Here is a 20,890-nt window from a genome sequence, read left to right as displayed (position 1 = left end):
GATCAGCGCTCCCTGAGCGCCGTACGCGCGTTGTATATGTTCATCAGCAAGGACACGAGAAGACTCAGTACCAGATACACCGCCATCGTCATGGCCATGATTTCAACCGACTGCCCCACCTGATTGAGCGTGGTGCCGGCAAAGACGGCGACCAGATCCGGATAACCGATCGCTGTCGCCAGAGAGGAGTTCTTGATCAGGTTCAGGTACTGACTGGTCATCTGAGGAATGATGACGCGCATGGCCTGCGGGATGATCACCTGGTTCATGGTCAGTCTCGGCGGCAGGCTGAGGGCCCTGGCAGCCTCGGTTTGCCCCTTCGGGACCGACTGAATGCCGGAACGCACGATTTCGGCAATAAAGGCGGCGGTATAGATCGACAGCGCAATCCACAGCGCCAGCAATTCCGGCAGTACCGTCAGGCCACCACTGAAATTGAATCCCTTGAGTGCCGGAACATCCCACTGCAGCGGGCTACCCGACACGAGGAAGACCATCACAGGCAGTCCGAGCACCAAAGCCGGAATGATCCATCCCATCGGCAGCCGTCGGCCGGTGCGCGACTGTCGCTGCCGGTTATGGCGCGCCATCAGCATGGCCGCCACGCTACCTGCCAGCAGTGCTGCCACGCTGAACCAGAATCCGGTCTGGGGCTCTGGCGCGGGGACGAACAGGCCTCGACCATTCAGAAACACCATATCCCCCAGAGACAGGCTCTGACGGGGTGATGGCATGCTTCGAATAACGGCGATATACCAGAACAGAATCTGCAGCAGCAACGGAATATTGCGAAACAGCTCGACATAGACCGTGGCAAGCTTCGCCAGCAGATAATTGGGAGAAAGGCGGGCAATGCCCACGGTGAACCCGATGATGGTCGCCGCGACAATACCGAGTGCCGAGACCAGAAGGGTATTGAGCAACCCAATGACAAACGTACGCCCATAGGTGCTGTTGCCATCATAGGAAATCAGGGTCTGGGAAATGGAAAACCCGGCACGGTTATCCAGAAAATCAAACCCGGTATTGATGCCTCGGGCATCAAGATTCTGCAACGTGTTGTGAACCAGCAACCCGATGACCGAGGCCAGCCCGATCAGCAAAAGCACCTGAAATACCAGCGCGCGGGCCGCCGGATCACGCCACAGGGGCCCTCGCCCGCGCCGGGGGAGAGAATCGAAAGGACGCAGCATGCAGGCTCTCCGGTGAGAGGTCGTTAATCGGAAAAGGCATGAACGCGCCGCCCTTTACGGGCGGCGCCCCAGCAGGGGATTAACGAATCGGCGGCGCGTACTGAATGCCACCATTGTTCCAGAGGGCGTTGATACCGCGCGGAATATCGAGCGGAGAGTCCTTGCCGACCGTCCGGTCATAGACCTCGCCGTAATTGCCGACCTGCTTGATGATGTTGTAGGCCCACGCGTTGGAGAGCCCCATCTGCTCACCGTAGTTACCGTCCTTGCCCAGAAGACGTGCCACATTGGGATTGGGCGGGTTGTCACGCATGTCATCGACATTACTGCTGGTAACACCCAGCTCTTCAGCATCAAGCATGGCGAACAGGGTCCATTTGACCACGTCGAACCATTGATCATCCCCCTGGGCAACCACCGGGCCCAGCGGTTCCTTCGAAATACGCTCGGGCAGGATTACCGCACTGTCCGGTTCCTTTAGCTGCAGACGCAAGGCGGCCAGCTGCGACGAATCGGACGTCAGGGCATCACAGCGGCCACTGTCGAACCCCTGCGCGGTCTGCGACATTTCATCAAAGGCCACGGCCTTGTACTGCATGTCCTGTGCGCGGAAATAGTCGGCCAGATTCAGCTCGGTCGTGGTACCGGAGTTGACGCAGATGGATGCACCATCCAGCTCCCTGGCGCTGCTGACCCCCAAGGACTTCTTGACCAGAAACCCCTGGCCATCGTAGAAGTTCACGCCGGCAAAGTTGAGCCCCATGCTATTGTCGCGCGACGCCGTCCAGGTCGTATTGCGTGACAGCACATCCACCTCACCCGACTGCAGGGCCGTGAAACGCTCCTTGGCTGTCAGGGGAGCAAACGCCACCTTGTTCTGGTCATCCAAAACGGCCGCCGCGACTGCCTTGCAGACCTCGACATCAATCCCCTGCCATTTGCCCTTTGAATCCGGCGACGAGAATCCGGCCAGACCATCGCTGACGCCACAACGCACCTGGCCACGATCCTTGACCTCATCAAGCGTGGCGGCCTGAGCCATGGCAGAAGCCCCCAGCAGGGCAATACCTGTCAATGCAGCAAAAGAAAGGACCTGATTGTTCTTGTTGATCATGAATAAATCCCTTGTGCTGAAAAATGGAACATCAGTTGCACCATCTCCCATGATCATTGCAAGGGGCGTTCCACTTTCAGCCACCTGTTCGCAAAATCATGAAGATTCGACAAAAAAGGGCCCAATCAGCCGGGTATGGCAGACGCATCAGGACAAACAGTGAATTCAAAAAGGTTCCGGAAAGGGGGAAGTGCACCAGCGCAAACGCGCTGGTGCACCACTATCGTTCATGAAGCCAGCGCGTCGAGTCCATCGAAGAAGGCCAGTGATTCCGGGTTGGCCAGGGCCTCCCGATTCTTGACCGGCCGGCCATGTACTACATGGCTGACCGCCAGCTCAACCAGCTTGCCGGAACGGGTACGAGGAAGTTCAGGTGCCTCGATGATAATGGCGGGCACATGCCGAGGGGTGGCATGGGTACGAATGGTCTGGCGAATCTCCTCGGCAATCTCATCGTTCAGCGCATGACCGGATTTCATGGTCACAAACAGCACCACACGAATGTCGCCCTCCCATTGCTGGCCGATACACAGCGCTTCCTGAACACTGTCGACCCGGTCGACCTGACGATAGATTTCTGCCGTACCGATACGCACGCCGCCGGGTTTGAGCAGGGCATCCGAGCGTCCATGAATCACCAGACCGTCATTGTCTGTCAGCTCGGCAAAGTCACCATGAGCCCAGATATTGTCGAATTCAGAGAAGTACGCCTCGTGATAACGCTCTCCATCGGGGTCATTCCAGAAACCGACCGGCATGCAGGGAAACGGCTTTCTGCATACCAGTTCGCCCTTCTCGCCGCTCACCGGCTGGCCGTCATCATTGAAAACGGCCACATCCATGCCAAGCCCCAGACACTGCAGTTCACCACGATAAACGGGGCGGATCGGGCATCCCAGGGCAAAACAGGACACGATATCCGTACCGCCTGAAATGGAAGACAGCATCAGATCCTGCCTGATTTCGCGATACACATAGTCGAAGGATTCATGCGACAGGGCCGAGCCCGTCGACAGGATGGCTCGCAGATGCACCAGGTCATGACTCTTGTCCGGTGCCAGCCCTTCCTTTTCACAGGCTGCGATATAACGGGCACTGGTGCCGAACACGCTGACCTGGTCGATTTCAATGATATCCCAGAGTACTTCCGGCCCCGGGCTCAGCGGCATGCCGTCAAACAGCACCAGTGTGGCTCCCGTGGCCAGTCCACTGACCAGCCAGTTCCACATCATCCAGCCGCAGGTGGTGTAGAAAAACAGCACATCATCCTGATCCAGATCGGTATGCAGCCGGTGCTCCTTCAGATGCTGCAGGAGTGAACCACCGGCGCCATGCACGATGCACTTGGGAGCCCCGGTAGTTCCGGAGGAATAAAGGATATAAAGAGGATGATCAAAGGGCAGTGATCGGAAATCGATCTCGGCGGCCTCCCCATCCAGAAAATGATCCCAGCTTACTGCCTTGGGAATGGCTGAAATGTCCGGGGTATCCTCATAAAATCCGAACACCACCGTGGTCGTCACACTGTCCAGCGCCTCACTGACCTTCCCGACCCGCTCACGGATATCAATATGCCTGCCATTCCAGCTATACCCGTCACAGGCCAGAATGATGCGTGGCTCAATCTGACCAAAGCGGTCCAGGATGCCGGCCTCGCCAAAATCAGGCGAACAGGATGACCATATGGCCCCCAGACTTGCCGAAGCCAGCAGACCAATGACGGCATGCTCACTGTTGGGCACTACCCCGCCAATGCGGTCCCCGGCGGTCACACCCGCCTTGTCGAGAGCACTGGCCAGGCGGGCGACCTGATCATAGAGCGCGTAATAGCTCAGCGCGCGATGGCGGCCGCGCTCATCGCGGCAGATCAGGGCCGTATGTTCATCACGGCGCCACAGACAGTTGGCAGCATAGTTGAGGCGGCTTCCCTCGAACCAGCGGGCCCGTTCCATTCGCCCTTCCTCGCCATCGGCCCAGGTCAGGATATGGTCCGGGGCCGTGTCAGCGATCACATTGAAATCACCCCACAGCTCGGACCAGAACGTCTCGAGATGCTCGACACTGAAGGCATGAAGCGCAGCATAGTCAGGCAGCGCCACACCATGATCCCGCTCGATGCGGCGCATCAGCGCACTCATCTGCGTCGCCTTGACCCGCCCGGGCTCGGGGTACCACAAGGCTTCTTCCATCGAGGTGGATGAATCATATTCGGACATCACACATGACTCCCTGGTAAGGCGTTTACCGCCGGTGACAAGGGGGTGCCGCAGCACTCCTGAGCCATTCAATGGAACCGGCTCTTGAAATCACTGTAGTGCAAAACCTCCCGTGGGACGCAATGCTCTTTCAGGGTGGGCGCGTGACAGGGAACATGTCAAAGTAGCCCCTGTCCTTCGCCCGCATGACCGGGCGTTTTCCTGAACTCCCATACTGGAACTACCATGCACGTCCTTCCCGGTCTGCAGCGCCTTTCTATCCTGTTGATATTCCTGCTGTGCCTTGTGGTCATGCTGCCCGCCAAGGCGGCGATCCCCGGTGCAGGCACACTGCCCGGCCAGACGGCCTCGACGGATGCGCCGTCCGCCGGGGCACTGAACGACTCGCTGAGTCAGGTGATCTCGACGCTTGAAAACGATCAGCAGCGCCAGGCCCTGCTGGAAAGCCTCAAGCAACTACAGCAGGCCAACGAGCAAAGAAAGGACGCCGACACCGGTTCCTCGGGTCTGCTGGGTGCGCTGGCCAGTTCAATCAGCACCTTCGATGGTCAGGACCGCACCGGCTTTCTCGCGCGCTGGAAGCTCAAGGCCATCAAGGCCGGCCAGGATCTGACCTCGCGGATGACACTGAGCGTGGGAGCCGGACGCCTGCTCAGCCATTTCCTGATGACCATCAGTATTTGGTTCGGCATCGGCTGGGGGCTCAAATGGCTGGTTCGGGTACTGGCGCGCTACTACTCATGGGATATTTCCCTGCCGGAAGAGCCGGCCTTCATTGCCGTACTGCGCTATTTCCTGCGCCGTGCACTGCCCTGGAGCATTGCCTTCGGCGCCACCCTGGGCATTGCCTCGCTGCTTCCTGCCTCGGCCGGCATTACGCTGGGCATGGTCATGGCCTACGTCTCCCTGGCCGGGCTGCTGTTCCGGCTGATATGCGAGATCATCTTTTCGCTGTTCGGCTATGGTCACCGTCGAATTGCACAGCGCCTGCTGCGCCAGCGCGCTCTGGGACGGCTGTTTGTCATCGGAGCGCTGGCCGCGCTGGGTGATGCGGCCAATGCCGACGAAGTACGGCAGCTGGTCGGTAACAATCTGGGATCCTTTTTATCGGAAATGGCCAATCTGGCTGCCGTGGTCATTACCGGCATCTTCATCATTCGCTTCAAGCGCCCCATTCGCCACCTGATTCAAAACAGTCCGTATCCGCAGCGAAAGCAGCGAAGCAATGCCATGGTGCTGATGTATGCCCTGGGGCGCATCTGGCATATTCCGGCCACTCTGTTCGTGGCAGCGCTGTTCCTGTCAGTGATCACGCTCAGCGGCGATGCCCGTTCGGCCTTTGCCAAGGCCGTCTTTACCGCCGGGCTGCTGGTGGTGGTGCTGATCATCAACGGGGTTATCCGTCGTCATCGTGAGCAGGAGCGTCCGCGAGGCAAGCGCCGCCGCTATTCACTTTACTGGCGGCGGTTGAGCCGCTTCGGCTATACCGTCCTGCAGCTGATCAGCTGGGTGATCTTTCTCGAGATTGCACTGCAGCTATGGGGGTACAGCCTGACCCAGGCCCGTGACCCCCAGACCCTCTGGCAGTACGTCGCGCATAGCCTTTTAAGTCTTGGCACCACGCTATTGCTGGCATGGCTGGTATGGATCGTGCTGGATACCGCCATTCAGCAGGCGCTGAAGTCCACCATGAAGACCCACCGGGGACGCCATCAAAGTACCCGGGCCCAGACCATTGCCCCTCTCATTCGCAATGTGGTGTTTGTCACCATTTCGGTCATCACCCTGATCGTGGTGCTGGCCAATCTGGGCGTCAACGTTACGCCGCTGCTGGCCGGTGCCGGTGTCATCGGTCTGGCCGTAGGTTTCGGGGCACAGACCCTGGTACAGGACCTGATTACCGGTGTGTTCATTCTGATCGAGGATACGCTGGCCATCGATGATTTCGTTGATGTCGGCGGTCATATGGGGACGGTCGAAAAGCTCAGTATTCGAACCGTCAGGCTGCGTGACCTGGACGGTATCGTGCATTCGATTCCGTTCAGTCAGATCAAGTCGATTCAGAACTACTCCCGCGAATTCGGCATTGCCCTGTTCCGCATTCGCATCCCCCATGAGCTGAAGATCGATGACGCCATGAAGATGGTGCAGGAAGTGGCCGATGAGCTTCGGCAGGCAACCTTTGGTCGCTTTTATATCTGGTCGCCCCTGGAGTTTCAGGGCATCGACAGCTTTGATAACGGCGCCGCCATTCTCAGGGCACAGTTCAGAACATCACCGGTAAAACAATGGGAAGTCGCTCGCGAATTCAATCTGCGCCTCAAGCGCCGTATGGAAAATGACGGCATCAACATGGCCATGTCGCGCATGAGCATTCAGATGGAAAGTGGCGATCCCGTGCAGGGCACCGCCCCACTGCATCACTCCGGGGCCACCTCGAACGGCCCGTTCCTCGGCGACGGCCCGGTGCGAGGCCCCTCACACGGGGAGGATCCGACCTGACAGCAAAGAGGCCGGATAAAAAAAGGGCGGCTCATTGAGCCGCTCCTTGCTACCTATTTATTTTGCCACATTCACTCTACCAGCTGGCGCCGCATGAACGGCGGCAATACCAGAGCCCCCTGATGAAGAGCGCTACTATAATACTCAAGTGCCAGATCCGCGCTGTCGGCATCGTTACTGCGAAACGTTGCCGTATCGCAGCCCTTGCCGGCCAGCGTGCAGCTCCACCAGCCGGACGGATAAGTCGGCTGCGGGAAAGGCAGAGTGGCCACACTGTCAAAACCGGCAGCGCGCATGTCACGACGCAGCTCCCGGATGATGGTGCCGGTGTGGTAGAGCGGTGATTCACTCTGCTGCACCATCACGCCACCCGGAGCCAGGATGCGATGGCACCGCGTCAGAAAATCGGTCTTGAACAGGCCTTCGGCAGGGCCGACCGGGTCTGTCGAGTCGATGATCATGACATCGATGCTTTCATCAGGGCAGTTATCGACCCATTTGACGCCATCCTCGAACAGAAGCTCTGCCCGTGGATCGTCATTGCGCTCGACCAGCGTCGGAAAAAAGCGTTCGGCAGCCCGGGTCACTTCCTCATCAATATCGATCTGCGTCACCTTCTCGACACCGGGGTGCTTTAACACCTCACGAAGCGTACCGCAGTCCCCGCCGCCGATAATCACGACCCGCTTTGGCGCGGCGTGAGTAAACAGCACCGGATGCGACATCATTTCGTGGTACAGGAAGTTGTCACGATCCGTCAGCATGACGCAGCCATCCAGCACCATCAGCCGGCCGTGCGTCTCGGTCTCGAAGACTTCCAGATGCTGATAGGGCGAGGTCACATCCAGCAGTTTTTCAGTCACTCGGAGCGCAATGGCGCTGCCCTGCTGATCGAATACCTCGGTAAACCACCCATCCATCGGCTGCTCACTCATCTACCCTGACTCCTGCATACCGCCCCTGGCGGCTCGTTCGTTCCGGTCACCCCGGGAGGTGACGCCTTGTGTCCCGGCGCACCTTAGCCGCCGGTACAGGAAAAGAAAAGCGTGTTTATCGGCGCTGCCGGTACAGCCGGATAATCGTGGCCAGCACCAGGCCGGCCAGTGCGCCCAGGGTATTGGCCAGAATATCCTCCCAGTCTCCCCCCATGCGGCCGGGCACCAGGCACTGGCCATACTCGATGGCAACGCCGAACACAAAGGCGCTCATCAATGCCTGCAGCCGGGTCAGCCCGGCCGCATATAACAGCGCGGCCAGCATGCCGTAGCCCAGCCCATGCTGAAGCTTGTCCCATGGCAGATGCGACGGCAGGTCATCGCCAGGCATCAGACTGCCGATGGCAATGGCCATCGCCCAGCCCCCGGCAGCCATTTTCCAGAGCGTATGGCTAGCCATGATACGCCGGGCTCATTTCGTGCAGACCGTCAATGAAGGCGGTGACGTGCTCAGGTGGCGTAAACTGGGAAATGCCATGCCCCAGATTGAAGATATGCCCTTCTCCCGGCCCGAAGCTGTCCAGGATGCGCTTGACCTCGGCCCGGATGGCCGCCGGTTTGGCAAACAGGACGTTCGGATCAAGGTTGCCCTGCAGGGCAACACGATCCCCGACCCGTGCCCGAGCACCGGAAAGCTCGGTGCTCCAGTCAAGGCCGAGCGCGTCAGCGCCACTGTCTGCAATCTGCTCCAGCCACTGGCCACCGTTTTTGGTGAACAGGATTACCGGTACACGGCGCCCGTCATGCTCGCGAATCAAGCCATTGACGATCCGTGTCATGTAATCCAGCGAGAAGGCCTGATAGGCCGGCGTGGACAGCGCGCCGCCCCAGGTATCAAAGATCTGCACGACCTGCGCGCCGGCACGGATCTGGGCATTGAGGTAATCGGTTACCGCATCCGCCAGGGTGCTCAGCAACAGGTGCAGCGTTTCGGGTTCGCCATAAAGCATTGACTTGATATGACGAAAATCCTTGCTGGAACCGCCTTCCACCATGTAGGTCGCCAGCGTCCAGGGACTGCCGGAAAAGCCGATCAGTGGCACACGACCATTCAGTTCATGTCGAATGGTGCGCACGGCATTCATGACGTAATCAAGATCACGCTCGGCGTCCGGGGCCGTCAGTGTCTCGACCGCCTCGCGCGTGCGCACCGGATGGGAGAACTTGGGGCCCTCACCGGTCTCGAAATAAAGTCCCAGCCCCATCGCATCAGGAATGGTCAGGATGTCCGAAAACAGAATGGCAGCGTCGAGGTCATACCGCTCCAGCGGCTGCAGGGTTACTTCACAGGCCCTGTCGCGGTCGCGGCACAGGTCCATGAAACTGCCCGCCTGGCCACGCACTTCGCGGTATTCCGGCAGGTAGCGTCCGGCCTGACGCATCATCCACACAGGGGTGCGATCCACTGGCTGGCGAGCCAGGGCGCGAAGAAAACGATCATTCTTAAGCGTCATGCAATAAGCTCTCAGGCATAAATGTCGTCCCAGTGTAACGGAGACGCCCGCGTTTGGCCTGAATCAGGCCCAACAATTGCCCTATCGATGCCATCCTCACGATCTATTTCAACTAAATAGCGCATTTATACAGTATCTATATTAATTTCCGGGGGACCTGCAGAATGGTTTGCCCTCTGAAGCCAATGAGGGGGCCGTCTGTTCTTGTTACACTATTGCTTTGTCCCCGCCTCCGGGATGACATGCTCAATACCACTGAGGTGAACGTGACCATTCACTATATAGCGGCCTCGCGCCTGCCTACCCCCTGGGCCACCTTTACCATGCACGGGTTCGAGGATACCGAAACCGGCAAGGACCACGTTGTCTTGACGCTGGGTGATGTGGATGACGGCCACCCGGTGCTTGCACGGGTGCACTCCGAATGCCTGACCGGTGATGCGCTGTTTTCAATGCGCTGTGACTGCGGATACCAACTGCAGGCAGCGCTCAAGCGGATCGCCGAAGAGGGGCGTGGCGCCCTGCTCTATCTGCGCCAGGAAGGCCGGGGAATCGGACTGCTGAACAAGATCAGGGCCTATCACCTTCAGGATGAAGGCGCTGATACCGTAGAAGCCAATGAGGCCCTGGGCTTTGCTGCCGACCTTCGCCGCTACGATATCTGTACACCCATGCTCGATCATCTGGGCATAAAGGGGCTGCGTCTGATGACCAACAACCCCCGCAAGGTCGACGGATTGAAACAACAGGGTGTCAATGTGGTCGAACGGGTATCCATCACGGCCGGGCGGAATCCTCACAACGAGCATTACCTGACCACCAAGGCCGGTAAAATGGGTCATATGATGGGGCTGGAGGAGTTTACACTGGCAGCATCGGTCGATACGGATCGACGCCAGTAACCCCTGATTCTGCCCCCGGGGACTGGCAAGGGGGAGCAGCACCATGGACAAGCAGGGAACTCATCCGATAGAGCGCTTCGAGGAAGAATACACCCGGCTGGAGGAGTGGCTCAGCTCCTCCTCGCACGCTGTCGGGGCGCTTCTCAGTATTGCCGGACTTACGGTACTGATTGTCATGGCCAGCGTGGCGGCTCGGGTTGATCCATGGAAGATTGTCAGTATTTCCCTGTATGGCGCCAGCCTCATTGCCCTGTATGTTGTCTCGACGGTATATCACTTTACGCGCCGCCCTCGCCTGAAACGGCTGTTTCAGCATCTGGACCATTGTGCGATCTATCTGCTGATTGCCGGCACTTATACACCGTTCGTGCTGGTCAACATGCGCGGCCCCACAGGCTGGGGACTCTTTGCCGCTGTCTGGGGGCTGGCCATTTTCGGCATCGTGGTCAAGGCCTGCTGGCCCTATCGCCTTGAAGCCCTTCGCGTCACCATTTATCTGGTCATGGGCTGGCTGATGGTGTTCTTTACAGACCAGATGGTTGCCTCGCTGTCTCCCGAAGGCGTTCGCCTGCTGATTGCCGGTGGCATCATCTATACCGTGGGCGTCGTGTTTTACGCCATCAGCGCCATCCCCTATGGGCACGCCATCTGGCACCTGTTCGTGCTGGGCGGCAGCGTGTGTCATTTTCTGGCGATATACCATGGCGTATTAAGCTACCCCTATCCTTCCAGCTGACAGACAGCCTCACATTTGCTGACAGGACATGCGACACTTGCCCTGCAGCCCCCCGCTGCGCTCGCTACTCTCTATAACAACATGAGCCCTGTACTCACTATGGATACCCCTCGTCACCAAACGACCATGACGGTGCTGATGACACCTGACATGGCCAATTTCTCGGGCAAGGTTCACGGCGGCGCCCTGCTCAAACTGCTGGACCAGGTCGCTTATGCCTGTGCCAGTCGCTGGGCCGGCACCTATGTGGTTACCCTGTCCGTTGACCAGGTCATGTTTCGCCAGCCCGTACATGTCGGCGAGCTGGTGACCTTTCTGGGCGCCATCAATTACACCGGCCGGTCTTCCATGGAGGTGGGTATCAAGGTAATTGCCGAAGATATACACCAGGGGGTGGTACGCCACACCAACAGCTGCTACTTCACCATGGTCGCCGTCGACGACAATGGCCGCTCGCTGCAGGTACCGGCGATCGAGCCTGAGGATGATGTAGCCCGCCAGCGTTATGACTCTGCAATAAAACGGCGCGAACTGCGCAAGGAAATGGACGAGCGGCTACAGGCACTGCGTGATGGCAGTTAAAGCCACCGCACTCCAATAGAAAAAGGCCCGCAGATACGGGCCTTTTTTGATGCCATTGAACGATGTCATCAGGACATCAGGGACTGACGGTGGCGAATGGCCGCTTCGATGCCGTCCACATCCAGCCCGCACTCCTTCAGCAACTCCGCCGGCTTGCCATGATCGATGAAGCGATCCGGAATACCCAGATGAAGCAGCGGTACCTGTACGTTTTCCTCGGCCAGCAATTCGCCCACACCTGCCCCGGCACCACCGGCCACCACATTCTCTTCAAGCGTCACCAGCAACGAGTGAGACGCTGCCGCTGCCAGAATGGCCTCACGATCCAGCGGTTTGACGAATCGCATATCAATCAGAGTGGCGTTCAGCCGCTCTGCCACAATGGCAGCAGGCACGGTGAGACTGCCGAAGGCCAGCAGGGCGATCTCACTGCCTTCACGCACCGTCAGGGCTCGGCCGATTTCAATGGTATCGAGTGCTTCGCTCAACGGCGTACCCGGCCCGGTGCCACGCGGATAGCGCACGGCAGCCGGCCCATTGTATTCATAGGCAGTTGTCAGCATCTGCCGGCACTGGGCCTCGTCCGAGGGAACCAGAATGACCAGGTCCGGGATACAGCGTAGAAACGACAGATCCAGCGTACCGTGGTGGGTCGCACCATCCTCACCAACCAGGCCCGCCCGGTCGATGGCAAAGGTCACGTCGAGGCCCTGAACCACCACATCATGAATCAGCTGATCGTAGCCACGCTGCAGGAAGGTGGAATATATGGCGACGACCGGCTTGGCGCCTTCACAGGCCATGCCTGCTGCCAGCGTTACCGCATGCTGCTCGGCAATGGCCACATCGAAATAGCGTTCCGGGTAGTCCTTCGAGAACTGCACCAGATCAGATCCTTCGCGCATGGCCGGCGTAATGCCCATCAACCGCTTATCAGCCGCGGCCATGTCGCACAGCCATTCGCCAAAGACATTGCAGTATTTTCTGGGCCGCGCAGCGGCAGGTGCAGCCGCCTGAGTCGCTGCCGGAGATACCGGCTCCTTCTCCAGCTTGGTAATGGCGTGATAACCGATCGGATCCTCTTCACCTGGCAGAAACCCGCGCCCCTTGCGGGTCACGATATGCAGAAACTGGGGCCCTTTCCGGTCCTTGAGCATGGCCAGTGTCTTGACCAGCCGTGGCAGGTCATGCCCGTCGATCGGCCCGGTGTAGTTGAAGCCCATTTCCTCGAACAGCGTGGCCGGGCTGACCATGCCCTTGACGTGTTCTTCGGTACGCCGGGCAATATCGAGCGCTCCCGGTAGATGTGACAGCACGCGCTTGCCTCCTTCGCGCACCGACAGGTACGGCGCACTGGAAAGGATGCTCGACAAATAGGTCGCAATGCCGCCGACGTTCTCGGAAATCGACATTTCATTGTCATTCAGCACCACCAGCATGTCGGCATTGACATGACCTGCGTGAGCCAGCGCTTCAAATGCCATCCCCGCAGTCAACGCGCCGTCACCGATCACCGCACACACACGACGTGGCGGCGTCTGGCCGCGGGCCGCCAGGGCCATGCCCAGCGCGGCAGAAATCGACGTACTGGAATGTCCCACCCCAAAGGTGTCGAATTCCGACTCATCACGTTTGGGAAACGCAGCCAGCCCGCCCAGCTGACGTATGGTCGCCATGGCATCACGGCGACCGGTCAGGATCTTGTGCGGGTAGGCCTGATGGCCCACATCCCAGACCAGCCGGTCATGCGGTGTATTGAACACGTAATGCAGGGCCGTCGTCAGCTCGACCACGCCGAGCCCGGCGCCGAAATGTCCGCCGGTCAGTCCGACGGTATAGAGCAGGAACAGACGCAGTTCGTCCGCCAGCTGTCGAAGCTGTGACTCGGAAAACTGACGCAACGCCTCGGGGGTGTCGATGCGATCGAGCAAGGGCGTCGTCGGACGCTCTGTGGGTATGGTGTCAAACTGCTTCATGGGCATGGGTATCAGTGATCGCGTTCAATCATGTAGCGTGCAAGTGCTGCCAGCGGGTGCGCGGCGTCACCCAGCACAGCGAGAGCGTCAAGGGCTTCATCGAGCAGGGCCTGCGCCTTGTGTCGTGCCTCATCAAGGCCAAGCAGCGCGGGATAGGTCGGCTTGTCGCGCAGGGCATCGGCGCCCTGAATCTTGCCGATAATGGCGGTATCGCCGGTCACATCCAGAATATCGTCCTGCACCTGGAATGCCAGACCAATTGCACGCCCGTAACGGCGCAAGGCTTCCAGACGCTCATCGTCTTCCTCAAGTGCCGTCAGTCCGCCCATGACCAGCGCCGCCTCAATCAGGGCACCGGTCTTGTGACGGTGTATATCGGTCAGCGCATCCAGCGTGATTTCACGGCCGACGGCGCCAAGGTCCAGCGCCTGACCACCGGCCATGCCGCGTCGACCCGAGGCCCGGGCCAGCGTCCGAAACATTGCCATGGCCCGCGGGTGACCCGATTCGGCAAGGGTCTCGAAGGCCAGAGTCTGAAGGGCGTCACCGGCCAGTATAGCCGTCGCCTCGTCAAATGCCCTGTGACAGGTAGGCTGGCCGCGACGAAGGTCATCATCATCCATCGCCGGCAAGTCATCGTGTACCAGTGAGTAGGCATGAATCAGCTCTACCGCGGCAGCCGGCGCATCCATATCCGACATGTCGCCGCCAACGGCCTGGCCGGCGGCGTACACCAGTACCGGACGCAGTCGCTTGCCGCCCCCCAGTACGCTGTAGCGCATGGCCTCTTCAAGCCGCCCCTCGGGGCAGGGGGAAGCACGCAGGGTGTCGAGCAGCACACGCTCGACACGCACGCGCCCGTCATTGATCAACGCTTCTACCCGCATTAACGGCCTCCTTGCCGGTCGTCATCCGTCGTGGCCGAGGCATCCCGGGACAGAGGCGTCTCCTGAACCCGGCCATCGCCCTGTTCCATCAGCGCCTGTACCCGCAGCTCGGCGGTGGTCAGACGTTCACGGGCCGTCCGCGTCAGGCGAACACCCTGCTCAAAGGCGGTCAGTGAATCCTCGAGCGATAACTCCCCGGACTCAAGCCGGGTAACCACGGTTTCAAGCTCCGCCAGAGTGGCGGCAAAATCGGGCGCCTCGGGCGGCGTCACATCCTGTTCAGCCATGTCATCTCTCACTGCATCACGGAAAGTGATCCATCGCGGATGGATGCGTTTATGATGCAGCCATTATACACACCACATCGCCGGTGTCGGCGCTGCCCGCCCCCATGTCATGCCATCAGCCTGACTGAACAGCGACGTCGGTTATCCCGATACCCGGCGACATGCCGCCGGCTCCCGAATGATAGCGCCTCATGTGGCGCGTGAGCCATGTTCATAGCAGCATCTCGAGGCTATGGTAGAATACCTCTCCGCTGCGGCCTCGCCAGCGTATGAAGCGTGTCTGTTACTGCATTGCACGCCTTCGCGTTTCCGAGCGGCAGCGTTTCTCCATTTCCCTGTCAGACAATCGTCGGGCCCACCGATATCAAAGGTAGAAGCGATAATGGCTAAAACGTCCCTGGACAAGAGCAAGATCAAAATCCTGCTGCTTGAGGGCATCCACCAGTCCGCTGTGGACAACTTCCTCAATGCCGGTTACACCAACATCGAGCATCTGGCGACGTCCCTGTCCGAAGAGGAGCTGATCGAGAAAATCCGCGATGTGCATTTTATCGGTCTTCGCTCTCGTACTCAGCTCAACGAGCGGGTGATCAACGCAGCGGAAAAACTGACGGCCATTGGCTGCTTCTGCATCGGAACCAATCAGGTGGATCTGCCGGCAGCCCTGAAGCGCGGTATCCCGGTCTTTAACGCACCCTACTCCAATACCCGCTCCGTGGCCGAACTGGTCATCGCCCAGTCCATCATGCTGATGCGCCGCATTCCGGAAAAGAATGCCAAGGCCCATCGCGGCGGCTGGGACAAGTCAGCCAATCACTCGCACGAAGTGCGCGGCAAGACACTGGGTATCGTCGGCTACGGCAGCATTGGCGCCCAGTTGTCCGTCATTGCCGAATCCCTGGGCCTGCGGGTGATCTACTATGACGCCGTAACCAAGCTGGGCATGGGCAACGCCACGCAGGTAGCCAGCCTTGACGAGCTGCTTGAAACTGCCGACATCGTGTCGCTTCACGTACCGGAAATCCAGTCCACCAAGTGGATGATCGGCAAGCAGCAGCTGGCGAAGATGAAGCCCAACAGCGTGCTTATCAATGCCTCCCGCGGCACGGTCGTCGTGATCGAGGATCTGGCCGATGCCCTCCGCTCCGGCCGGCTGATTGGCGCAGCCATCGATGTATTCCCGGTCGAGCCGAAAAGCAATACCGAGGAATTTGTCTCGCCGCTGCGCGAGTTCGATAACGTTATCCTGACGCCACACATCGGCGGCTCCACCATGGAAGCGCAGGAAAACATCGGTATCGAAGTGGCCGAAAAACTGATCACCTACTCCGATAACGGCACCACCATCACCTCCGTCAATTTCCCGGAAGTGGCCCTGCCGTCTCACCCGCACAAGCATCGCCTGCTGCACATTCACCAGAATATCCCTGGCGTGCTGACCTGCATCAACCGGGTACTGTCGGAAAACGACATCAACATCTCCGGTCAGTACCTGCAGACCAACGCCGATGTGGGCTATGTCGTCATTGATGTCGACAAGGCCTACAGCCAGCAGGCTCTGGAAGCGCTGCGCGAAGTCAATGGTACCCTGCGTACCCGCGTGCTCTATTCCGAAGCCGACATGATCTGATCAACCGGCTGGATGTCTTGAAAGGCCCGCCGTCAACGGCGGGCCTTTTTCATGCGGGTCAGCATGAAAAGGGCCGAATCGGTGGGAAACAGGTCATTGTAGCCAGCAGCCCGGCGCCACACACTGGCACTACGCCAGCAGGCTGTTCGAGGAGGGCATGGGGACGTCACAGGGGCATCTCGTGACGCTATCGAGACTGGAGCGCGCGCCAGCAGATACTGAGCGATTATCACTCGATGGCACAGGTGGCCGCATACTGCCGGCCAAGCCGCTTCGCCGCCCGGTTCAACGCCACCCGGGCCTCTCACCCTCGCTTTATCACGCGCGTTCAGACTCATTGGAGGCCTCATGACCCACACCCCCTCACCCAGGGCGCTTCCGTATACCGTCTGGTGGCTGACGCTGTGTCAGGCACTGCTGGTCAGCGGCAATATAGTATTGATCACCATTACCCCCCTGATCGGCCAGCAGATTGCTCCCAGTGACGGCCTGGCCACCCTGCCGGTGGCGATCCAGATGCTGGGGCTGACGGCAGCGGCTCTGCCGGCCGGCTGGCTGACAGCGCGGTTCGGACGGCGGCGAACCTTTGTGATTGGCAACCTTACAGGCATGGCGGGCATCGGGCTGTGTGCGCTGTCTGTAACCGCACATCACTTCGTTGGCTTTAACGCCGGTACCTTTCTGATTGGTACCAGTATAGGAACAGGCATGCTCTACCGGTTTGCCGCCGTTGACGCAGCGCCGCTGCCCCAGCGTGATCGGGCGCTCTCGATGGTCATGGCCGGTGGTGTGCTTGCCGCCTTTTTCGGTCCCTGGCTTGCAGTGCATACCCAGGGCCTGTCGGAGACACCCTTTCTGGGCAGTCTGGCCGGGCTGGCCGGCCTGTATCTGGTGGCCCTGCTGATCATAGCCCGAGTGCCACTCATCAACCCGGTCAAGCCCGGGAGTCTGCGTCAGGGCCGTAGCTGGCGAGTGCTGCTGGGCCAGCCGGTGCTTGCCTCGGCCATTGTGGCAGGGCTTCTGGGGTATTCACTGATGACACTGATCATGACCGCCACACCGCTGGCGATGACACATGCCAGCATGAACATCGAGCACGTGGCGAATGTCATTCGCTGGCACGTTCTGGCCATGTTTGCGCCGTCCTTCATCACCGGGCGCCTGATTCAGCAGTGCGGCCATACCACCATGATTCTGCTCGGCAGCCTGCTGCTGGCACTGGCGCTGCTGTGCGCATGGTGGGCACCGGCGAGCTGGGCGTTTTATACCGGCCTTATCCTGCTGGGGCTGGGCTGGAACTTTACCTTCGTGACGGCCAGTGCCTGGTTGACCACCACTTACCGGCCCGAGGAAGCTCCGCGCGTTCAGGCACTCAATGACTGCCTGGTCTTCGGGGGCAGTACGCTGGCGTCCCTGCTGGCCGGGCCACTGAGTGCCGAACTCGGCTGGCAGTGGCTGAACATGGGTGTGCTACCGGTATGCGTCATATTGATACTGGTTGTGGCGCGGACAGCGTGGCAGCAACGTACGCGATCGGACCAGGCCCCCCTTGATACGGGCCCCCACTGACCAAAGATCCATAGCTGAAAAGGCCAGATATCAGGTCACCGACCGCAAGGAGGACATGGCATGAAGATTGATTTAACCGGCCAGCGCGCCATCATTACAGGCTCCACCGCCGGCATAGGCTACGCCATTGCGAAGGGGCTGTTGACGGCCGGCGCCGAGGTGACGATCACCGGCCGTACGCAGGACCGGGTCGATAGTGCCGTGGAAGCCCTGCAGCGGGACGCGGGTGGCACCGTCTCGGGCATCGCGTCCGATCTGGGTACTCGGGCAGGCTGTGACGCCTTGATCACGGCACGTCCGGATGCCGATATTCTGATCAATAATGTGGGTATTTTCGGGCCCCAGGACTTCTTCGAGACCGATGACGAAACCTGGCAGCAATTCTTTGACGTCAATGTCATGAGCGCCGTGCGGCTCTCGCGCCACTACGCACAGGGCATGAAATCCCGCAACCAGGGCCGTATCCAGTTTCTGTCCAGCGAATCTGCCCTCAACATTCCGGCGGAAATGGTGCATTACGGCATGACCAAGTCAGCGGTACAGTCCATCTCACGGGGACTTGCCAAGGTTCTGGCGGGTACCGGTGTGACGGTCAATGCCATCCTGCCCGGCCCCACCAGATCGGAAGGCGTCGTTGCCATGCTCGAGGCCATGGCAAAAGAGCAGGGTAAGTCCCTGGAAGAGGTGGAAGCCGACTTTGTGGCTGACAATCGTCCCTCGTCCATCATCGGGCGGCTGGCCACACCGGAAGAGGTCGCCAACATGGCGGTTTATGCCGCGTCCCCCCAGGCAAGTGCCACGACTGGCGCAGCCCTCCGGGTAGAAGGTGGCATCGTCGATACCATGGCATAATCGCAGGCAGACGGCCCGGCAAGCGGGCCGTTCCTTCTCTCCGCCATCGTGCGTTCCTTCCCGCCTATACATTATTTTTTATTATTGAACCATCTCCACGGCATCACCTCAGATTTTAAAAAATCGCCCGCCGTAATGAAGCAATGCCCCCTGACTGCTATCATGTCACTGATTTTAACCTGAATCAGCCGATACCCGGCGGCAGAAAGGCTCTCAACGCTCCATGCTTGTTTACCTGCCATGGCCAGCCTGACCAGCGTGGCTGGCTTTCTGCCGACTGCGATTTGTATCGGTCTGACACGGGAATCCACGACGCGACCAGATAATAATGGAGAAAATTCTTGGCTGATAAACACTCCGACAACGACGACGCCCGGCAGGAAGAGCCTGAAGCGCCGGCAGAAGGTGTGCCAGCGCCCAGCGGTGACGTAAACCTCATCGACACCGACTACAAGATCGGTCAGGACAACATCCAGACCAAATTCCTGTTTGATGTGGATATGCACGGCAAGGTCTTCGGTATCTCTGCCCTGCTGGTCACCGTCTTCGTTATTCTGACCCTGGCCCTTCAGGACCAGGCGGGCCCGATCTTCAATACGGTGCGCAACTGGCTCACCGCCCACCTTTCCTGGCTTTTCATGATCGCCAGCAATATTTTCGTGCTTTTGTGCGTGGGAATCATTTTTACCCCCCTGGGCAAGGTGCGTCTGGGCGGCTCGGATGCCAAGCCGGACCACAGCTACCTGGGCTGGTTTGCCATGCTGTTTGCTGCCGGCATGGGCATCGGCTTGATGTTCTATGGCGTCTCGGAGCCGATGACGCATTACTCGGACTCGATGGCCGGAGGCGCCTCGGCGCCGCTTGCCATCCAGGCGGCCGATCCCGGCCAGGCCACCGACCTTGGCATGGCGGCCACCATTTTCCACTGGGGCCTTCACCCGTGGGCCATCTATGCCGTGGTCGCGCTGGCGCTGGCGCTGTTTTCCTTCAACAAGGGTCTGCCACTGACCATGCGCTCCATTCTCTACCCTGTACTGGGTGAGCGCGTATGGGGCTGGCCGGGCCACCTGGTAGATATTCTGGCCGTGTTCTCGACACTGTTCGGGCTGGCGACCTCCCTGGGTCTGGGGGCAGAACAGGCCGCTGCAGGACTCAACTTCCTGTTCGGCATGCCGAATACCGAAGTGTCCAAGGTGCTGCTGATCTGCGCCATCACAGGCGTGGCGCTGGTATCTGTTGCCGCCGGAGTCGACAAGGGCGTCAAGCGACTGTCCGAACTCAACATGGTGCTGGCGGTATTGCTGCTGCTGTTTGTACTGTTTACCGGCCCGACCATGTCACTGCTTGGTGGCTTTTTCAGCAACCTGGTGGCGTATGGAAAGGAACTTCCCGGACTGGCCAATCCGTTCGGGCGTGATGATACGGCCTTCGTGCAGGACTGGACGGCCTTCTACTGGGCCTGGTGGATCAGCTGGTCCCCGTTCGTGGGTACGTTTATCGCCCGCGTCAGCCGCGGCCGTACCGTGCGTGAGTTTTTGATGGCGGTTCTGATCGTGCCTACGCTGATCACCGTTTTGTGGATGACGGTCTTCGGTGGCACCGCCATCGATCAGGTCGCCGGCGGCATGAAGGCCGTGGCCGACGCGACGCTCGAACTCAAGCTGTTTGTCATGCTGGAGCACCTGCCGCTGACCAGTATTACGTCCTTTATCGGTATCGTGCTGGTCATCGTATTCTTCGTGACCTCGTCGGATTCCGGCTCACTGGTCATCGACTCGATCACTGCCGGCGGCAAGCTGGATGCGCCGACATCCCAGCGTGTTTTCTGGGCCCTGATCGAAGGGGCCGTGGCCATTACCCTGCTGCTTGGGGGTGGACTTGGCGCGATGCAGGCCGCGGTGGTCTCGACCGGGCTACCGTTTACCATCATCCTGCTGCTGGCCTGTGTGGCCATCATCCAGGGGCTGCGGAGCGAACCAAAGCCGGGTTGACTGC

General features: G+C 59.6%; 18 protein-coding genes. 8 read left to right on the top strand and 10 right to left on the bottom strand.

Going from position 1 to position 20,890, the window contains the following annotated elements; genetic code table 11:
- Window positions 1–2: 2 nt before the first annotated feature.
- From NAT21_RS01295 to NAT21_RS01285, 3 genes are all read right to left on the bottom strand, one after another.
- Complete coding sequence (locus NAT21_RS01295) at window positions 3–1,193, bottom strand: amino acid ABC transporter permease (protein ID WP_250935058.1); 1,191 nt, start codon at window positions 1,191–1,193, stop codon at window positions 3–5.
- A gap of 79 nt (window positions 1,194–1,272) precedes the next feature.
- Window positions 1,273–2,307 carry an amino acid ABC transporter substrate-binding protein gene (locus NAT21_RS01290; RefSeq protein WP_250935056.1) on the bottom strand — a complete coding sequence of 345 codons (1,035 nt, stop codon included), beginning with the start codon at window positions 2,305–2,307 and terminating at the stop codon, window positions 1,273–1,275.
- Window positions 2,308–2,534: 227 nt separating this feature from the next.
- On the bottom strand, window positions 2,535–4,523 hold the full coding sequence (locus NAT21_RS01285) for an acetoacetate--CoA ligase (protein WP_322974108.1): 1,989 nt from the start codon (window positions 4,521–4,523) through the stop codon (window positions 2,535–2,537).
- A gap of 225 nt (window positions 4,524–4,748) precedes the next feature.
- Between NAT21_RS01285 and NAT21_RS01280 the strand changes: the two genes are divergently transcribed.
- Window positions 4,749–7,025, top strand: coding sequence for a mechanosensitive ion channel domain-containing protein (locus NAT21_RS01280; protein ID WP_250935055.1), 2,277 nt, complete (start codon window positions 4,749–4,751; stop codon window positions 7,023–7,025).
- Window positions 7,026–7,096: 71 nt separating this feature from the next.
- On the opposite strand, the gene speE is transcribed toward NAT21_RS01280, so the two are convergent.
- The 3 genes from speE to hemE form a co-directional block, all read right to left on the bottom strand.
- Window positions 7,097–7,960 carry a polyamine aminopropyltransferase gene (gene speE / locus NAT21_RS01275; RefSeq protein WP_250935054.1) on the bottom strand — a complete coding sequence of 288 codons (864 nt, stop codon included), beginning with the start codon at window positions 7,958–7,960 and terminating at the stop codon, window positions 7,097–7,099.
- Window positions 7,961–8,075: 115 nt separating this feature from the next.
- Window positions 8,076–8,420: a VanZ family protein gene (locus NAT21_RS01270; RefSeq protein WP_250935053.1), complete on the bottom strand. Its 345-nt coding sequence runs from the start codon at window positions 8,418–8,420 to the stop codon at window positions 8,076–8,078.
- Window positions 8,413–9,474, bottom strand: a complete 1,062-nt coding sequence (gene hemE / locus NAT21_RS01265; protein ID WP_250935052.1) for a uroporphyrinogen decarboxylase — start codon at window positions 9,472–9,474, stop codon at window positions 8,413–8,415. Before hemE ends, NAT21_RS01270 begins: the two co-directional genes overlap by 8 nt.
- Before the next feature lie 266 nt (window positions 9,475–9,740).
- On the opposite strand from hemE, the gene ribA reads away from it, so the two are divergent.
- The 3 genes from ribA (at window position 9,741) to NAT21_RS01250 (ending at window position 11,694) form a co-directional block, all read left to right on the top strand.
- Entirely contained in the window at window positions 9,741–10,376 is a 636-nt protein-coding gene (gene ribA / locus NAT21_RS01260) for a GTP cyclohydrolase II (protein ID WP_250937942.1), read from the top strand.
- Between the two features lie 43 nt (window positions 10,377–10,419).
- The gene (gene trhA / locus NAT21_RS01255; protein ID WP_250935051.1) at window positions 10,420–11,112 is read left to right on the top strand and encodes a PAQR family membrane homeostasis protein TrhA; all 693 of its coding nucleotides are present in this window, start codon (window positions 10,420–10,422) and stop codon (window positions 11,110–11,112) included.
- A gap of 99 nt (window positions 11,113–11,211) precedes the next feature.
- Entirely contained in the window at window positions 11,212–11,694 is a 483-nt protein-coding gene (locus NAT21_RS01250; protein WP_250935050.1) for an acyl-CoA thioesterase, read from the top strand.
- 68 nt (window positions 11,695–11,762) lie between these two features.
- Here the strand turns inward: NAT21_RS01250 and dxs are convergent, their stop codons facing one another.
- Genes dxs through xseB form a run of 3 tightly spaced genes read right to left on the bottom strand, consistent with a single transcriptional unit; the run spans window position 11,763 to window position 14,844 of the window.
- Entirely contained in the window at window positions 11,763–13,670 is a 1,908-nt protein-coding gene (gene dxs, locus NAT21_RS01245; protein ID WP_250935049.1) for a 1-deoxy-D-xylulose-5-phosphate synthase, read from the bottom strand.
- 11 nt (window positions 13,671–13,681) lie between these two features.
- Window positions 13,682–14,557 (bottom strand): (2E,6E)-farnesyl diphosphate synthase, encoded by an 876-nt coding sequence (gene ispA, locus NAT21_RS01240; protein WP_250935048.1) that lies wholly within the window; start codon window positions 14,555–14,557, stop codon window positions 13,682–13,684.
- Entirely contained in the window at window positions 14,557–14,844 is a 288-nt protein-coding gene (gene xseB, locus NAT21_RS01235; RefSeq protein ID WP_250935047.1) for an exodeoxyribonuclease VII small subunit, read from the bottom strand. The genes ispA and xseB overlap by 1 nt, the downstream gene beginning before the upstream one ends.
- Window positions 14,845–15,226: 382 nt before the next feature.
- On the opposite strand from xseB, the gene serA reads away from it, so the two are divergent.
- From serA to NAT21_RS01220, 3 genes are all read left to right on the top strand, one after another.
- Entirely contained in the window at window positions 15,227–16,474 is a 1,248-nt protein-coding gene (serA, locus tag NAT21_RS01230) for a phosphoglycerate dehydrogenase (protein WP_250935046.1), read from the top strand.
- A 348-nt stretch (window positions 16,475–16,822) separates the two neighbouring features.
- A complete protein-coding gene (locus tag NAT21_RS01225; RefSeq protein WP_250935045.1) occupies window positions 16,823–18,043 on the top strand; it encodes an MFS transporter in 1,221 nt (406 codons plus the stop codon).
- A 60-nt stretch (window positions 18,044–18,103) separates the two neighbouring features.
- On the top strand, window positions 18,104–18,895 hold the full coding sequence (locus NAT21_RS01220; RefSeq protein WP_250935044.1) for an SDR family NAD(P)-dependent oxidoreductase: 792 nt from the start codon (window positions 18,104–18,106) through the stop codon (window positions 18,893–18,895).
- Between the two features lie 71 nt (window positions 18,896–18,966).
- Here NAT21_RS01220 and NAT21_RS01215 read toward each other — a convergent pair whose 3' ends face one another.
- Window positions 18,967–19,206: a hypothetical protein gene (locus tag NAT21_RS01215; RefSeq protein WP_250935043.1), complete on the bottom strand. Its 240-nt coding sequence runs from the start codon at window positions 19,204–19,206 to the stop codon at window positions 18,967–18,969.
- Between the two features lie 30 nt (window positions 19,207–19,236).
- Between NAT21_RS01215 and NAT21_RS01210 the strand changes: the two genes are divergently transcribed.
- Window positions 19,237–20,886 carry a BCCT family transporter gene (locus NAT21_RS01210; RefSeq protein ID WP_250935042.1) on the top strand — a complete coding sequence of 550 codons (1,650 nt, stop codon included), beginning with the start codon at window positions 19,237–19,239 and terminating at the stop codon, window positions 20,884–20,886.
- The last annotated feature ends 4 nt before the right edge of the window (window positions 20,887–20,890 follow it).

The sequence above is a fragment of the Larsenimonas rhizosphaerae genome (assembly GCF_023700005.1).
Lineage (GTDB): Bacteria > Pseudomonadota > Gammaproteobacteria > Pseudomonadales > Halomonadaceae > Larsenimonas > Larsenimonas rhizosphaerae.
Note: the sequence above shows the minus strand (reverse complement) of the source record. Positions and strands in the feature narration are given on the sequence as shown.

Excerpts from the sequence above, each read along its gene's own strand:
- serA (WP_250935046.1), top strand. The coding sequence starts at position 15,227 with ATGGCTAAAACGTCCCTGGACAAGAGCAAGATCAAAATCCTGCTGCTT.
- NAT21_RS01250 (WP_250935050.1), top strand. The coding sequence starts at position 11,212 with ATGGATACCCCTCGTCACCAAACGACCATGACGGTGCTGATGACACCT.
- NAT21_RS01285 (WP_322974108.1), bottom strand. The coding sequence starts at position 4,523 with ATGTCCGAATATGATTCATCCACCTCGATGGAAGAAGCCTTGTGGTAC.
- NAT21_RS01290 (WP_250935056.1), bottom strand. The coding sequence starts at position 2,307 with ATGATCAACAAGAACAATCAGGTCCTTTCTTTTGCTGCATTGACAGGT.
- NAT21_RS01295 (WP_250935058.1), bottom strand. The coding sequence starts at position 1,193 with ATGCTGCGTCCTTTCGATTCTCTCCCCCGGCGCGGGCGAGGGCCCCTG.
- NAT21_RS01220 (WP_250935044.1), top strand. The coding sequence starts at position 18,104 with ATGAAGATTGATTTAACCGGCCAGCGCGCCATCATTACAGGCTCCACC.
- speE (WP_250935054.1), bottom strand. The coding sequence starts at position 7,960 with ATGAGTGAGCAGCCGATGGATGGGTGGTTTACCGAGGTATTCGATCAG.
- trhA (WP_250935051.1), top strand. The coding sequence starts at position 10,420 with ATGGACAAGCAGGGAACTCATCCGATAGAGCGCTTCGAGGAAGAATAC.
- NAT21_RS01280 (WP_250935055.1), top strand. The coding sequence starts at position 4,749 with ATGCACGTCCTTCCCGGTCTGCAGCGCCTTTCTATCCTGTTGATATTC.
- dxs (WP_250935049.1), bottom strand. The coding sequence starts at position 13,670 with ATGAAGCAGTTTGACACCATACCCACAGAGCGTCCGACGACGCCCTTG.
- NAT21_RS01225 (WP_250935045.1), top strand. The coding sequence starts at position 16,823 with ATGACCCACACCCCCTCACCCAGGGCGCTTCCGTATACCGTCTGGTGG.
- hemE (WP_250935052.1), bottom strand. The coding sequence starts at position 9,474 with ATGACGCTTAAGAATGATCGTTTTCTTCGCGCCCTGGCTCGCCAGCCA.
- ispA (WP_250935048.1), bottom strand. The coding sequence starts at position 14,557 with ATGCGGGTAGAAGCGTTGATCAATGACGGGCGCGTGCGTGTCGAGCGT.
- NAT21_RS01270 (WP_250935053.1), bottom strand. The coding sequence starts at position 8,420 with ATGGCTAGCCATACGCTCTGGAAAATGGCTGCCGGGGGCTGGGCGATG.
- xseB (WP_250935047.1), bottom strand. The coding sequence starts at position 14,844 with ATGGCTGAACAGGATGTGACGCCGCCCGAGGCGCCCGATTTTGCCGCC.